Annotated in this window: 13 protein-coding genes; 8 read left to right on the top strand and 5 right to left on the bottom strand. The window is 51.5% G+C overall.

The features are described from left to right. Positions 1-112: 112 nt before the first annotated feature. From jag to rpmH, 5 genes are all read right to left on the bottom strand, one after another. Positions 113-742 carry an RNA-binding cell elongation regulator Jag/EloR gene (gene jag / locus C6I21_RS15120; protein ID WP_105960326.1) on the bottom strand — a complete coding sequence of 210 codons (630 nt, stop codon included), beginning with the start codon at positions 740-742 and terminating at the stop codon, positions 113-115. Next, positions 742-1,551: a YidC family membrane integrase SpoIIIJ gene (gene spoIIIJ / locus C6I21_RS15115; RefSeq protein WP_105960325.1), complete on the bottom strand. Its 810-nt coding sequence runs from the start codon at positions 1,549-1,551 to the stop codon at positions 742-744. Before spoIIIJ ends, jag begins: the two co-directional genes overlap by 1 nt. 31 nt (positions 1,552-1,582) lie before the next feature. Continuing rightward, positions 1,583-1,828, bottom strand: a complete 246-nt coding sequence (gene yidD, locus C6I21_RS15110; RefSeq protein ID WP_105960324.1) for a membrane protein insertion efficiency factor YidD — start codon at positions 1,826-1,828, stop codon at positions 1,583-1,585. A gap of 19 nt (positions 1,829-1,847) precedes the next feature. Further along, complete coding sequence (rnpA, locus tag C6I21_RS15105; protein WP_105960323.1) at positions 1,848-2,192, bottom strand: ribonuclease P protein component; 345 nt, start codon at positions 2,190-2,192, stop codon at positions 1,848-1,850. Between the two features lie 215 nt (positions 2,193-2,407). Continuing rightward, on the bottom strand, positions 2,408-2,545 hold the full coding sequence (gene rpmH, locus C6I21_RS15100; RefSeq protein ID WP_105960322.1) for a 50S ribosomal protein L34: 138 nt from the start codon (positions 2,543-2,545) through the stop codon (positions 2,408-2,410). 1,471 nt (positions 2,546-4,016) lie between these two features. Here rpmH and dnaA point away from each other — a divergent pair. The 8 genes from dnaA (at position 4,017) to C6I21_RS15055 (ending at position 14,575) form a co-directional block, all read left to right on the top strand. After that, positions 4,017-5,372, top strand: a complete 1,356-nt coding sequence (gene dnaA, locus C6I21_RS15090; protein WP_105960320.1) for a chromosomal replication initiator protein DnaA — start codon at positions 4,017-4,019, stop codon at positions 5,370-5,372. Positions 5,373-5,569: 197 nt separating this feature from the next. Then, positions 5,570-6,706, top strand: coding sequence for a DNA polymerase III subunit beta (dnaN, locus tag C6I21_RS15085; protein ID WP_105960319.1), 1,137 nt, complete (start codon positions 5,570-5,572; stop codon positions 6,704-6,706). Positions 6,707-6,928: 222 nt separating this feature from the next. Continuing rightward, entirely contained in the window at positions 6,929-7,144 is a 216-nt protein-coding gene (gene yaaA, locus C6I21_RS15080) for a S4 domain-containing protein YaaA (protein ID WP_105960318.1), read from the top strand. Between the two features lie 4 nt (positions 7,145-7,148). Continuing rightward, positions 7,149-8,270: a DNA replication/repair protein RecF gene (gene recF / locus C6I21_RS15075; protein WP_105960317.1), complete on the top strand. Its 1,122-nt coding sequence runs from the start codon at positions 7,149-7,151 to the stop codon at positions 8,268-8,270. Positions 8,271-8,274: 4 nt separating this feature from the next. Continuing rightward, a complete protein-coding gene (gene remB, locus C6I21_RS15070; RefSeq protein ID WP_105960316.1) occupies positions 8,275-8,565 on the top strand; it encodes an extracellular matrix regulator RemB in 291 nt (96 codons plus the stop codon). A 30-nt stretch (positions 8,566-8,595) separates the two neighbouring features. Next, positions 8,596-10,509: a DNA topoisomerase (ATP-hydrolyzing) subunit B gene (gene gyrB / locus C6I21_RS15065; protein ID WP_105960315.1), complete on the top strand. Its 1,914-nt coding sequence runs from the start codon at positions 8,596-8,598 to the stop codon at positions 10,507-10,509. A gap of 98 nt (positions 10,510-10,607) precedes the next feature. Then, a complete protein-coding gene (gene gyrA, locus C6I21_RS15060) occupies positions 10,608-13,151 on the top strand; it encodes a DNA gyrase subunit A (protein WP_105960314.1) in 2,544 nt (847 codons plus the stop codon). 311 nt (positions 13,152-13,462) lie between these two features. Next, positions 13,463-14,575: an HD-GYP domain-containing protein gene (locus tag C6I21_RS15055; protein WP_105960313.1), complete on the top strand. Its 1,113-nt coding sequence runs from the start codon at positions 13,463-13,465 to the stop codon at positions 14,573-14,575. Positions 14,576-15,099 lie beyond the last annotated feature (524 nt).

Genomic DNA, 15,099 nt, shown 5'->3' with positions numbered 1-15,099 from the left:
TTGATTCCAACTTAACAGAATAGCACACTCTTGTTCAAAACGAAAGAGAGAGCTCTGGCAGCGCTCCCTGCAAAAACGCCGCCCCGGGAATCGGGACGGCGTCTGGCTGCATTTAATTGGCTGACTGCTTCGGTACGACGACGATACGGCGGTTCGGTTCTTTCCCGTCTGAATACGTCGTCACACGCGGGTTTTTCTGCAGTGTATGATGAATCATTTTTCGTTCATGGGCACTCATCGGCTCGAGGCGGACTTCCTTTTTCAGGCGTACGGCCTTTTCCGCCAGCCGCTCCGCCAGCACTTCGAGCGCTTCTTTCCGGCGGCTCCGGTACCCTTCCGCATCCAGTGTAATCCGGAGATACTCCTCCGACTGGCGGTTCGCCGCCAGATTCACCAGATACTGCAGGGAATCGAGCGTCTGACCGCGTTTTCCGATCAGCACGCCTGCTTCTGCACTGTGGATATGAAAGCAGATCGTTCCGTCGCGGTCTTCCTGCTCCACCGAGGCATGAATGCCCATTTGATCAATGACGTCACGGAGAAAGAGAAGGCCTTCGCGGACCGGATCCGGTTTCCGTTCGAGCTCCACCAGGGCAGGACGGGCTCCGAGCAGCCCGAAAAACCCTTTCTGCGGTTCTTCAAGTACACGAATATGAACCTCCGTCTCTTGTGCCTCAAGTTTCTCGAGGCCCTGCTTTACGGCTTCCTCAACGGTTTTTCCGGATACGGTCACTTTTTTCACTAGCCTTTCGCTCCCCCCGCTTTCGCCTGATCGGCGGTTTCTTTTTTCTTACCGACATTCGGGCCGGTAATGAAGTATGTCTGTACGATCATAAACAGGTTACCGATAACCCAGTACAGCGCAAGTGCCGACGGGAAGAACGCTGCAAATGCCATGATCATGATCGGCATAATATACAGAAGCGCCTTCATCTGCGGGTTGTCCTGCACCATCATCATCTTCTGCTGAATAAACGTGGTCGCACCTGCGATCAGCGGCAGAAGGAAGAATGGGTCTGCACTTCCGAGCTCGAACCAGAGAAATTCCTGTGCCTGGCCGGTGTAGCTCGGATCGACATCCGGGTTAATGGACGGCGTCCGGATAATGGCGTGATAAAACGCAATTAAAATCGGCATCTGCACGAGAATCGGCAGACACCCGGCAAGCGGATTGACGCCGTGCTGCTGAAACAGCTGCATCATTTCCTGCTGAAGCTTCTGCTGGGTCTGCTGGTCTTTCGCACTGTACTTCTCACGCAGTTCTTTCATCTGCGGCTGCAGTGCCTGCATGGCTTTTGTACTCTTCGTCTGCTTGATCATGAGCGGCAGGATGAGGATACGCAGCAGGATCGTCACGATGATGATCGCGAGTCCATAGCTGTTGCCGAGCGCTTCGGCGATCGTCGTCATCAGCCACGACAGTGGATACACAAAAAACGGGTCCCAGATACCAGTGTTTTCTTCCGAAATTGGCTGGTCGATGTTGAAGCACCCTGCCATAACGAGCATGATGCCGGCAAACAACGCCGCCAGACTTAACTTTTTCACCACTTGATGGTCCTCCTATTCTATTCGATGCAGCTCAGTTATCTTCCTGCACCTCTTCACCTTTTTTCTTCCCGGGAACCGGATCAATCCCCCCTGGATGAAATGGATGGCACTTGGCAAGCCGGCGGATCGTCAGTACACTTCCCCGTACCACTCCGTGAACCTGCACTGCCTCGATGCCGTAGTGGGAGCAGGTTGGATAGAAGCGGCAGGTTGGAGGTGTGAACCGGGAAATATACCGCTGATACAGACGGATACTTCCGATAACCAGTTTCTTCATATGAAATGCGCCTCCTGTTTTACCGGCGGTTGACCAGCTTGGCTACCTTAAGCACATGCTTCAATGATTTCTTCATCTCATCCAATTCCATTTCTGCAGCCGGCTTCCGTGCGATAATGACAATATCGCGCTCCTGATACAGAGAAGGTGCCTCTGCACGCAGAACTTCTTTCATCAGCCGCTTAATCCGGTTGCGCGTCACTGCGTTCCCCAGCTTTTTGCTGACGGACAGCCCGATGCGGATCGCTTTCTGATCGGGCTTTTTCCGCTGATAGACGACGAACTGGCGGTTGGCTGACGAAGAGCCGTAACGGAAAACCTGCTGAAACTCTTCGTTTTTTCTTAATCGATGCTGTTTTTTCATCTGCGCCTCCGATTACAACTGAAAAGCGCCGGTAACGCTCTTCATTGTACCGAAACTTTCCCCCGCCTTCAATCAGACAGAGGGGCGTTTCTGTGACATTCTTTCTACAGACATGCAAACAGCTGTCCTTTTCCGGCAACGGCAGGACAGCTGCTACATGTTCAAAAAGGGACCGCTGTAAAAAAAGACCACTGAACAATGCAGTGGTCTTTTCCTTACGCGGATAGAACCTTGCGGCCTTTACGGCGGCGGTTGGCCAGTACTTTACGGCCATTCTTAGTCGCCATGCGCGCACGGAAACCGTGGTTCATCTTACGCTTACGGTTATTTGGATTGAATGTCGGCTTACCCATGTGTTCCACCTCCCGGATATACTAAATTGCTTTTCCTGTCAGACCGCCCATACCCACTCCCGCAGCTTCCCGGCTGCACCTGAAATCGACGAGAGTTTTCACGGACGCTCTGTATCGTTTCTATCTCTGCGTCCTTCGTCTTCTGAAGGCAGTCTTGTAAATTATAATTTCTCTCCCCGCTCGTGTCAATAGCCCGTGTTGAAATAAACCAGGCAGAACCCGCCTGATTTTAAAAAAGGGAGATCTGTTGAAAGGATTCCGCTTTCTGCCGCACCTGCAGCCGTACGCGTTCCGAAGGGAAGCCGAATCAAGGAAGCGCAGCGGCTGCGGAGTCTTACTTCTGAGCAGGTTTGTCTTATAACGGACGCTTCCGCTCCAACAACTGCTCGTTCCAGTCTCACTACGAGGCAGCCCGTTCTCACTTCCCTGCCATAGTCTCACTTCTCCCGTCTATATTCCAACTTCTCCACCCAATATTCCCGCAGCGCACCAGTAAAGTCCAACTTCTCCATGCTGCGGCAGGCAGAGGCGGGCGCCTCTCCGCACGCGGTCTTCCGGTTCCGTATGACGACCAGGACGACCGGCCGCCACACCCCGGCGGCCCTCTGCTTCCGGACCGCTCCCCGTTTTGGGAGTGGAGCCGGCCTTTGGTTTAAGGCGTGGCCGCGCGAAGCCGTGCTTCTAATAGTAAAGGGATAGCCAGCAAGCTTCTCCAACCGGCATTCCAACAGCAGACCGGAAAAGTCTCACTTCTCCATCCACCGCGAGCGACGCTGCCTCCTCCGCTCCAGGAAACATTCCTCTTTCATATTAAGCGGACGTTCATCACTCAGGGGAGGACGCACACTTTTTTACCATGCAGCACTTCTTCTGTCAGAACATTTCCGGTCGGAGCTGAACCAGCCTTATTTTCCGAAAATCGTCCATCGGCCAGAGCATCGCTGATCTTGAAGAAACAGCTGTGTTAAAAAATAGATTTTACTTTTTGTGTCGGCCGTGATTTTACCTTCTACAAAACCCGCTCCAAAATTCTTTTCACGTCTGTGGATAACTTTTTGCGCTTATTTCACTTCCTCCACACCCTTTTCCGCAGGTCATTCACAGTATCTTGTGCTGTGGATAAAAAATACACACAACCGGTGGAATACTGTGGATAACTTAAATAAACGTTTGCCACCAGCGGATTTATTTGATAAGATGGTGTTGTTTTTCTCGTGGAAAAGTCTCCCGGGAATTAGAGCTATCCACAGCTGTGTATAACTATGTGGATAGTTATTCAACCGGTCTTAATAAGTTTATCCACACCTTTGTGAATAGCGTTGATTACCTGTTCTCTTCTTATTATACTGTTTTGCACACATTCCTGTGGATGTATATTTATCCATTCAGGTTATGCAATCCTTGTACAGAAGGGGAGAGGTGTCTTTTTGGTCCGCAGAAAACGGGGGAGGACAGAAAAGGAGGGGGATACGTGGAAAACCTGCATGATCTCTGGCAGCAGGCGCTGGAGAAAATTGAAGAAAAAGTCAGCAAGCCTAGTTTTGATACGTGGTTTAAAGATACAGAAGCCGATGCAATCGATCAGAGCTCCAATACCATCACCATTGTGGCTCCAAATGAATTTGCACGCGACTGGCTGGAGAACCGCTATTTTACGATTATCACCGAAACACTTCAGGAGCTGACCGGAGCGGAGCTGGAGGCAAAATTTGTTCTTCCGAAAGAAGAGCAGCCGGAGCCGGATCTTCCGGTGCAGAAACAGCCGCCCGAGCCAAACGGAGCGGAACAGAGCGATCCGCCGAAGCATATGCTGAATCCAAAGTACACGTTCGATACGTTTGTCATTGGAAGCGGAAACCGTTTTGCGCACGCGGCGTCGCTGGCTGTAGCGGAAGCACCGGCCAAAGCGTACAATCCGCTGTTTATTTATGGTGGCGTCGGACTCGGCAAAACGCACCTGATGCATGCCATCGGCCATTATGTCATTGATCATAACCCGGGTGCGAAAGTCGTTTATTTATCTTCCGAAAAGTTCACGAATGAATTTATCAACTCCATCCGTGATAACAAAGCCGTCCATTTCCGCAATAAATACCGGAGTGTCGACGTTTTATTAATCGATGATATTCAGTTTCTCGCCGGGAAGGAGCAGACGCAGGAGGAGTTTTTCCACACGTTCAATGCGCTGCACGAAGAGCGCAAGCAGATCGTGATCTCCAGTGACCGTCCGCCGAAAGAAATTCCGACGCTTGAGGACCGGCTCCGCTCCCGCTTCGAATGGGGGCTGATTACTGACATTACGCCTCCGGATCTGGAAACACGGATCGCGATTCTACGCAAAAAGGCAAAGGCGGAAAATCTCGATATACCGAACGAAGTGATGCTCTACATCGCCAACCAGATCGATACGAATATCCGGGAACTTGAAGGAGCGCTCATCCGTGTCGTCGCGTATTCCTCCCTTATTAATCAGGAAATGAATGCAGATCTCGCGGCCGTTGCGTTAAAAGACATCATCCCGAACGCCGCACAGCGGGAAATCACCATCGACGACATCCAGTCCGCCGTGGCCCAGGCCTACGGTGTCCGCGTCGAAGATCTAAAAGCGAAAAAGCGGACGAAAACAGTCGCCTACCCGAGACAGATTGCGATGTATCTTTCCCGTGAAATGACCGATTTTTCACTTCCAAAAATCGGTGACGTATTCGGCAAGCGCGATCATACGACAGTCATTCACGCACATGAGAAAATCAGCAAGCTGCTCCGGGAGGACCAGGAGCTGAAAAAGGAAATCGACGATATTACCGGCCAGCTCCGGAATCACTAGGCACCTGTGCAGAATGTGGATAAGCTGTACGCACTTGTACACAGCTTATCCACATGTGGAAAACCACGTCATAGAAGGTGCGGTATATAGTTATCCACAAATTCACAGGCCCTATTACTATGACGACTATTTTTTAAAATAATAATAACTATATAGAAAGACAGCCGGGCTGTCTTTTGAGGGAGGTTTTCAGCAGCATGAAGTTTACGATCCAGCGAGATGTTTTTGTGCAGAATATACAACACGTATCCAAAGCCATTTCATCACGGGCAACGCTGCCTATCCTGACAGGAATAAAAATAGTGGCATTCGATGACGGAATCACGCTGACAGGAAGTGACTCTGATATTTCCATCGAAGCATTTATTCCCGCAGAAGATGGGGACAACAGCAATGTCGACATCGAACGTCCGGGCGCTGTTGTTCTGCAGGCTAAATACTTTGCAGATATCATTAAAAAACTGCCTGAATCGACCGTGGAGCTTACATTAAACGATCAGATGGTGACGAAAATCCGTTCCGGAAGCTCCGAGTTCAACCTGAACGGCCAGGATCCGGATGATTTTCCGCGTCTTCCGGAAGTCGAAGAAGGAAGCCAGTTCACGCTGAAAACGGATCTGTTAAAAGCGCTGATTAAACAGACGGCCTTCGCTGTCTCCACTGCAGAAACGCGTCCGATTCTGACAGGCATTCACTGGGGCATGGAGTCAGAGAAGCTGATGTGCACGGCGACAGACAGCCATCGTCTCGCGATGCGCGAAGCCGGAGTAGAGGAAAGCGGCGATGTCGAATTCACGAATGTCGTCATTCCCGGAAAAAGTCTGACGGAGCTCAGCAAAATTCTCGATGACTCCGAAGAGACCGTCGATGTCACCGTTACGGACAATCAGGTGCTGTTTAAAGCAACGAACCTGCTGTTTTTGTCACGCCTTCTCGACGGCAACTATCCGGCGACGAAAAACATGATTCCATCCCAGTCGAAAACGAATATTCAAGTACCGGCCAAGCAGCTCATGGCTGCCATTGAGCGGGCGCTTCTGTTGTCCGACGGAAAAAACAACGTCGTCAACCTGAAATCGCTCAACGAAAACGAACTGGAGATCACGTCTGTGACGCCGGAAGTCGGAAAAGTCACCGAATCGGTTTCCTGCGACGCGTTTGAAGGGGAGGAGCTGCGCATATCCTTCAACGGAAAAAACATTATCGATGCGCTGCGGGTCATTGAATCCCAGGACGTCGCGATCCAGTTTACCGGGGCGATGAGTCCATTTATTATGCGCCCGGCAGATAGAGATTACATGCTTCATCTCTTTTCTCCGGTCCGCACATACTAAAGGCCTGTTTTCGATGGAAAAAGAGCTGTTCCAGCATCCGGAAAAACAGCCTTTTCCCGCTGAAAGCCCTCAGAAGCCTCTGTCCCGTTTTTTCGGGTGCAGAGGCTTTTTTGCACCCCGGGACAGTTTCAGAAAGAATATTGGCTAAATACGGCGGAATTTAGTACAATATAGATTGAGACACTTTGTGTACGTAGAAGAACGAAAGCGAGTTGAGCGGACATGGAACAGGAGATTGCCATACACGGGGAATATATTACGCTCGGCCAGGCACTCAAAGAAGCCGGGATCATTGGCTCCGGCGGAGAAGCCAAGCCGTTTCTGCAGGAATACCGGGTGCTTGTCAACGAGGAGCAGGACCAGCGCCGGGGCAGAAAGCTGTACCCGGGGGATCTGGTGGAAGTCGAAGAAGCCGGTACGATCCGGATTACTGCGTAGCCGCATGCAGATACATTCGCTCGAACTGAAAGACTACCGCAATTATGACTCGCTGGAACTGACATTCGATCACCAGGTCAATGTCATCCTCGGAGAAAACGCCCAGGGAAAAACGAACCTCATGGAAGCCATCTATGTTCTCGGCATGGCGCGTTCGCACCGGACACCGAGAGACAAAGAGCTGATACGCTGGGACCAGCCGTTCGCCCGGATCAGAGGCGGCCTCTCGAACCGGAGGGGGCCTGCGGATATGGAAGTCGTTTTTTCCAGACGCGGGAAGAAAGTAAAGGTAAATGCAATAGAGAAGAAACGTCTCAGTGAATTTGTCGGCACGTGCACGATCGTCATGTTTGCGCCGGAGGATCTGACGCTTGTGAAAGGCAGTCCACAGGTGCGCCGGCGGTTTCTCGATATGGAGCTTGGACAGATCAACAATGTCTACCTGTATCACCTGTCCCAGTACTACAAGATTTTAAAGCAGCGGAATCAGTGGCTGAAAGAGCTGCGGGAGCGCCGCAGAGATAGTGATGATGCGATGCTGGATGTGATGACAGGCCAGCTCGTGGATGCGGGGGCGGAAGTGCTTCTGCGCCGCTTTCAGTTTCTGGATAAGCTTGCACAGTGGGCGGCTCCGATCCACCAGGATATCAGCCGGGGACGCGAGGAGCTGGAAGTTTCCTATGACGCGAGTGCGGAAGTGGACCGGACGATGACGATCGACGAGCTGAAGCATGCGCTTCACGAGGCGTTCGCCGGGGTCCGCGAACAGGAAATGCGCCGCGGCACAACGCAGGCAGGCCCGCACCGGGATGACCTGTCTTTTTTCGTCAATGGGCGCAATATCCAGACGTACGGCTCCCAGGGTCAGCAGCGGACGACGGCGCTTTCTCTGAAGCTGGCGGAAATCGAACTGATTTATGAAAAAACCGGTGAATATCCGATACTGCTTCTCGATGATGTTCTCTCTGAACTCGACGATCACCGGCAGACGCACCTGCTGAATGCGATCAAAGGGCGTGTGCAGACATTTGTGACGACGACGAGTGTCGACGGTCTCGATCATGAGCTGTTATCGGAAGCCGGCACGTACTATGTGGAAGAAGGAACGATCCGGGAAAGGAGCTGACGGCATGTTTATTCATCTCGGCGGCGATATGGTGTTAAAGGCAGAGCGCATCGTTGCGATTCTTGATCATATGAGTGAAAAGGATTCGCCCGAGAACCAGGCGTTCATGCAGGCGAACCGCGACGGAAAGAAAACACAGAAGGTGACGGAGGATCCTCCGAAGTCGATGGTGATTACCGAAGACACTGTCTATTTATCCCCAATCTCCTCCTATACGCTCAAACGCCGGGCGGAGGAACGTACGTTCATCACCGGCGAAGCAGACATGGAAGAGGAAGAATCCACCCGCTCTTAATAACGCGGGAAGAAATGCAGGTGAAGCATAATGAGTTTAGATAATCAGTCCTATGATGAGAGTCAAATCCAGGTGCTTGAAGGGCTCGAAGCGGTCCGCAAGCGCCCGGGTATGTATATCGGTTCCACCGCCAGCCGCGGACTCCACCACCTCGTCTGGGAAATTGTTGATAACAGTATCGATGAAGCGATGGGCGGCTACTGTGATACGATCCACGTGTCGATCGGCACCGATAATTCCATCACTGTCGAGGATAATGGACGGGGCATCCCGGTCGGTATCCATGAAAAAATGGGCCGTCCGGCAGTCGAAGTCATTATGACCGTGCTGCATGCCGGAGGAAAGTTCGGCGGCGGCGGCTACAAAGTATCCGGCGGTCTTCACGGTGTCGGTGCATCGGTCGTTAACGCCCTTTCCACCAAGCTCGAAGTAAAAGTATACAAAGAAGGCAAAATCTACTTTATCGATTTCGCCCGCGGGATTCCGCAGACGGAGCTGGAAGTGATCGGAGAAACAGAAAAAAATGGGACATCGATTACATTCTGGCCGGATGACTCGATCTTTACGGAAACGACAGAATACGAATTTGATATTCTGGCCAACCGCCTCCGGGAGCTCGCTTTCCTGAACCGTGGTCTGCGTATTTTTATTAAAGATGAGCGGGAGAACGGCCGCGAAGCGGAGTACTACTACGAAGGCGGCATCAGCTCGTTTGTGGAGCACTTGAACCGGACGAAGGAAGTGCTGCACGATCCGCCTGTTTTCCTGGAAGGGGAGCGCGACGGAATCACGCTCGAGATTGCGATGCAGTACAACGACGGTTTCGCAAGCAACCTGTATTCCTTTGCCAACAACATCAACACCCATGAAGGCGGAACGCATGAATCCGGATTTAAGACCGGTCTCACGCGGGTTATTAACGATTATGCCCGTAAAAACAACCTGTTTAAAGAAAGCGATCCGAACTTAATCGGCGATGATGTGCGCGAAGGGTTGACGGCGATCGTCTCGGTCAAAATCCCGGACCCGCAGTTCGAAGGCCAGACGAAAACAAAACTTGGAAACAGTGAAGCGCGTACGATTACCGATTCGTTGTTTTCCGAGCATATGGGTAAGTTTCTTGCCGAGCATCCAACGGTTGCACGCCAGATTGTAGACAAGGGTCTGATGGCCTCCCGGGCAAGAGATGCAGCTAAAAAGGCGCGGGAATTAACCCGCCGGAAGTCGGCGCTTGAAGTGAGCTCGCTTCCCGGAAAGCTTGCCGACTGCTCCTCCCGGGATGCGTCGATCAGTGAGATTTATATCGTGGAGGGGGATTCGGCCGGCGGATCAGCCAAACAGGGCCGTGACCGTCATTTTCAGGCGATTCTGCCGCTCCGGGGTAAAATCATTAACGTGGAAAAAGCACGTCTTGATAAGATTTTGTCCAACAACGAAATCCGGGCGATCATCACCGCGCTCGGCACCGGGATCGGGGAAGATTTTGATATCGCGAAGGCGCGCTATCATAAAATTATCATCATGACGGATGCGGACGTCGACGGCGCCCATATCCGGACGCTCCTTCTGACGTTTCTCTACCGCTACATGCGTCCGCTCATCGAAGAAGGCTATATTTACATCGCGCAGCCGCCGCTTTATAAAATGGAACAGGGCAAGCGGGTGGAATACGCCTACAACGATAAAGAGATGGAGCGTATTCTCGGCGAGATGGATGCAACGCCGAAACCGAAAATGCAGCGCTACAAGGGTCTTGGTGAGATGAATCCGACCCAGCTGTGGGAAACGACGATGGATCCGGCAATGCGGACAGTCATGCAGGTGAACCTGAACGATGCGCTGCTCGCAGATGAAGTATTTGAAACGCTGATGGGGGACCGGGTGGAACCGCGCCGGGACTTCATTCAGGCGAACGCGCATTATGTAAAAAATCTCGATATTTAAGCCTTCGGGCTGCGTTTTCTGCCGTCAGCGAAACCGGCGGCTGGAAGCGCCCTACATAAGCGGACCGGAAAACAGCAGTACGAAATGGAGGGAAACGGATGGCGGATCAACATGATCAATCACGCGTAAAAGATATTAATATCAGTCAGGAAATGCGTACATCCTTTATGGATTACGCAATGAGCGTTATCGTCAGCCGTGCGCTGCCGGATGTACGGGATGGATTGAAGCCGGTGCACCGGCGTATTCTGTACGCGATGAATGAACTCGGCATTACGGCGGAAAAAGCGTACAAAAAATCAGCCCGGATCGTCGGGGAAGTTATCGGTAAGTATCACCCGCACGGGGATTCGGCGGTATATGAAACGATGGTGCGGATGGCACAGGATTTCAGCTACCGCAACATGCTCGTCGACGGCCACGGAAACTTTGGTTCTGTTGACGGCGATGCGGCTGCGGCCATGCGTTATACCGAGGCGAGAATGTCCAAAATTTCCATGGAGCTCGTCCGGGACATCAATAAAGATACGATCGATTACCAGGAAAACTATGATGGATCGGAGTCCGAGCCGATGGTCATGCCGGCCCGTTTTCCGAATCTGCTCGTCAACGGCACGTCCGGGATTGCGGTCGGGATGGCAACAAATATCCCGCCGCACCACCTCGGCGAAGTGATCGACGGCGTCCTTGCCCTGAGTAAGGATCCGGAGCTTTCCAGCCTTGATCTGATGGAATACATTACGGGACCGGACTTCCCGACCGGCGCGGAAATCGTCGGCATCTCCGGCATACGCCGTGCCTATGAGACAGGCAAAGGATCAATCCTGATCCGGGCGAAAGCAGAGATTGAAGAGAAAAACAAAAAGCAGCGCATCATCGTAACCGAGCTTCCGTATCAGGTGAATAAAGCCCGTCTGATCGAGAAAATTGCGGAACTCGTCCGCGATAAAAAGATCGACGGCATTACGGACCTGCGCGATGAATCGGACCGTACCGGAATGCGTATTGTCATTGAACTCCGCCGGGATGCGAATGCCAATGTGCTGCTGAACAACCTGTATAAACAGACAGCGCTCCAGACGAGCTTCGGCATCAATATGCTTGCGCTCGTCGACGGCCGTCCGAAGGTCCTTCCGCTGAAAGAGACGCTCTATCACTACCTGGAGCATCAGAAAGTCGTTATCAAGCGGCGCACAGCATTTGAGCTGAAAAAGGCGGAAGCCCGTGCGCACATCCTCGAAGGTCTGCGTACAGCGCTCGATCATCTGGATGAAGTTATCGAGCTGATCCGCGGCTCCCAGACGACAGAGGCCGCACGGAACGGTCTGATGGAAAACTATGAGCTCTCCCATGACCAGGCGCAGGCGATTCTTGATATGCGTCTGCAGCGTCTGACCGGCCTGGAGCGGGACAAAATTGAAAAAGAGTACAACGAACTCGTCGAACGCATTGCGGAGTTAAAAGCGATTCTGGCAGATGAGGAAAAGGTGCTTGAAATTATCCGTGAAGAGCTGGAAGATGTGCGCGACCGCTACGTGGATGACCGCCGCACGATCATTACGCTCGGGGAAGATACGTTTGAAGACGAGGATCTTATTCCGCGTCAGAACGTCGTCATCACCCTTTCCCACCAGGGGTATATTAAACGCCTTCCGGTTTCCACCTATAGAAGTCAGAAGCGCGGAGGCCGCGGTGTACAGGGCATGGGGACATACGATGAAGATTTCGTCCGACACCTGTTTATTACCAATTCCCACGACCACCTTCTGTTCTTTACGAATAAAGGGAAAGTCTACCGGATTAAAGGCTACGAGGTGCCGGAGCAGAAGCGGACATCCAAAGGGATCCCGATCATCAACCTGCTTCAGATCGATCCGGATGAGTATATCAGTACCGTCATCCCGATCTCCAACTTTGATCAGGAAGAGGAATCGCTCTTCTTCATGACAAAGTACGGAGTCTGTAAACGGACGGCACTGCAGGCGTTTAAAAATATCCGCCGCGGCGGCCTCTTTGCCATTAAACTGCGTGAAGGCGATGAACTGCACGGTGTACGCCGGACAAACGGCGACCACGAAGTCATCACCGGCACGAAGAAGGGGATGTCCATCCGATTCCATGAAAATGACGTGCGTCAGATGGGACGTACGGCGGCCGGAGTGAAAGGCATTTCACTCGGAAAAGACGATGAAGTCGTCGGCATGGATATTATTTTCCCGGAGCAGGATGTGCTGATCGTTACCGAATCCGGATTTGGAAAGCGGACCGTTATGGAAGAGTACCGACGTCAGTCCCGTGGTGGTAAAGGGATTAAAACTTGCAATATTACCGATAAAAACGGCGATGTGATTTCCTTGAAAGTTGTCGCGGAAGATCACGATCTGATGATCATTACGACGAACGGTGTCGTCATCCGGATGCCGGTGGAAGAAATCTCCCAGACCGGGCGGAATACGCAGGGAGTGCGCCTGATCCGTGTCGGGGATGAGGAGTATGTCTCCACCGTTGCACGCGTCAACATTTCCGATGAAGAGGATGAAGAGGAAGACCTCGAAACGCTGGAAATGGAAGAAGGCCAGGAGGAAACAGAAGCGCTGCCGGAAGCAGAGCAGGCTCCGGAGCCGGAAGACGAAGAAGAATAAACAGTACAGACAAGGACGCTCCAGACAACAAAGTCTGGGGCGTCTTTCAGTAAGGCGGCACCGCATCTCTGTGGAAAATCGTTTGAAGGAGAGCCTCATGCTGTACGACAGACAAACGTCCCGGACGGCCCTGACAAAGAAGGGTAATGCTTTAGACAGAACAATGAGTAAGACTAAATTCCTATAATACGATACAAATAAGTTGTTTATTCCATATATTCACGTATAATGGAGGACAAGAGTAAACATTTTCGATTGAATGAATAGCGGAGGGGAGTTTAGCCCTATCCCTTTACTGAAGGAGCGGTCCTATGCACGTAACCATTCGAGAACTGGTGCCAGGCTGTATTTTAAAAGAAGACGTATATAAAAAAACGTCCAAACCAATCATGCGGAAAAAAACCGTACTCGGTAAAGACCACCTGCAGATCCTGCAGACATTTCTCGTGCAGAGTGTTTACGTGGAGCCGAAGCTGGTGGACGGAACAACCTTCAAGCCTTCCCAGGTAATTAAGGAAGACCGGGAAGACCCGAAACAGACGCCGGGGCAGTTTGATGATCAGGATTCCTTCATGAACCGGTATCTCCGGGCAGTACAGCGGTACAAAAAAGAATTTCTCCGCTGGCAGGGACGGATGAAAATTGAACCGTATGCGGCGAGAGAAATCTTTCTCCCCCTGTATGAGAAAGAACCAACAAAACAGGAACTGATGGACCTTCATCATTACAGCAGTGCGGATCAGTATATTTTCCACCACGCTGTGGCCGTTTCGATTTACAGCTCGCTTCTCGGACGGAAGATGGGCATGGAAAACGCGGATATTATTCAGCTCGGTCTCGCGGGCCTTCTCGCCGACTGCGGCATGGCCCGTATCTCATTTGATATCTATAAGAAGAAAGACAGTTTGAACCGGGAGCAGTATGAAGAAGTGAAAAAGCATCCGGTATTCAGCTACCGGATGCTGGAGGAGGTGCCCGGCTTCAACAAAAAGGCGCTTCTCGGTGTACTGCAGCACCACGAGCGGGAGGATGGGAGCGGCTATCCCCTCCACGTAACGTCACAGAAGCTGCATCCCTTCGCAAAAATCATCGGGATCGCCGATGTCTTTCATGCGATGAGCGCCGAGCGCAGGTACAGAAAAAAGCAGTCGCCGTACCGGGTACTGGAGCTTCTGCAGACGGATGAATTCGGTAAATTGGATGACACCTGTGTCCGGGATTTCCTCGAGCTTCTATTAGATCTATCACCCGGAAGCGTCGTCCGTCTCAGTAACGGACTGTCGGCAAGAGTAGTGGAATCCGGAGGAGCGCATCCGACAAGACCTGTACTTGAACTGCAGACCGGAGAGCGGATGGACCTCCGCACCCAGCCGAATATTTTTATTACGGAGGCCTCCCTTGACCGAAATGAAGTCACGATGTAGAAGAAACAGAGGAACCCTTTCCTTCTATAAGAGAAACTTCCGGTGATCTTTCCTGATCGCCGGAAGTTTTTTGTCTGTTCCATTTTTTCCCCTGACGATCCTGCTGCTTCTACATCCCTTTCATTTTCCTTTGAGACAAAACCACTTCAGCGATCCGTTTCCTTATCTGCTACATGTAGTGTCCGGATGATGAAATATACTGCATATAGGAGAATAAAAAAACGACTTTTCTGAATATGGTTTTTTCCTTGCAGACTCTATCTTCTGCATGGTACATTTATTCTCGCTGCTTCGGAAAACAGACAGCAGCCGCATACATCGGCTCAAAAAAGTCATTGACTTTAAGCGGGTCGGATCGTATAATAGAAGAAGTCGCTCATAAGAAAAGCGAGCGATAAAAAGCCCTTTGAAAACTAAACAAAAGACAAAAGTGAAGGAAAGAGAATGACACATTCTCTGTTCAATTTCAATTTGGAATCTAAGCCAGATTCCGTCTGATGCAGCGAAAGCTGCGTTGTCAGTTC

This window comes from Alkalicoccus urumqiensis, assembly GCF_002993335.1.
GTDB lineage: Bacteria > Bacillota > Bacilli > Bacillales > Salisediminibacteriaceae > Alkalicoccus > Alkalicoccus urumqiensis.
This window is presented reverse-complemented; position numbering and strand designations above follow the sequence as displayed.

Excerpts from the sequence above, each read along its gene's own strand:
- C6I21_RS15055 (WP_105960313.1), top strand. The coding sequence starts at position 13,463 with ATGCACGTAACCATTCGAGAACTGGTGCCAGGCTGTATTTTAAAAGAA.
- yidD (WP_105960324.1), bottom strand. The coding sequence starts at position 1,828 with ATGAAGAAACTGGTTATCGGAAGTATCCGTCTGTATCAGCGGTATATT.
- yaaA (WP_105960318.1), top strand. The coding sequence starts at position 6,929 with ATGGAACAGGAGATTGCCATACACGGGGAATATATTACGCTCGGCCAG.
- gyrA (WP_105960314.1), top strand. The coding sequence starts at position 10,608 with ATGGCGGATCAACATGATCAATCACGCGTAAAAGATATTAATATCAGT.
- remB (WP_105960316.1), top strand. The coding sequence starts at position 8,275 with ATGTTTATTCATCTCGGCGGCGATATGGTGTTAAAGGCAGAGCGCATC.
- rpmH (WP_105960322.1), bottom strand. The coding sequence starts at position 2,545 with ATGGGTAAGCCGACATTCAATCCAAATAACCGTAAGCGTAAGATGAAC.
- dnaN (WP_105960319.1), top strand. The coding sequence starts at position 5,570 with ATGAAGTTTACGATCCAGCGAGATGTTTTTGTGCAGAATATACAACAC.
- recF (WP_105960317.1), top strand. The coding sequence starts at position 7,149 with ATGCAGATACATTCGCTCGAACTGAAAGACTACCGCAATTATGACTCG.
- gyrB (WP_105960315.1), top strand. The coding sequence starts at position 8,596 with ATGAGTTTAGATAATCAGTCCTATGATGAGAGTCAAATCCAGGTGCTT.
- rnpA (WP_105960323.1), bottom strand. The coding sequence starts at position 2,192 with ATGAAAAAACAGCATCGATTAAGAAAAAACGAAGAGTTTCAGCAGGTT.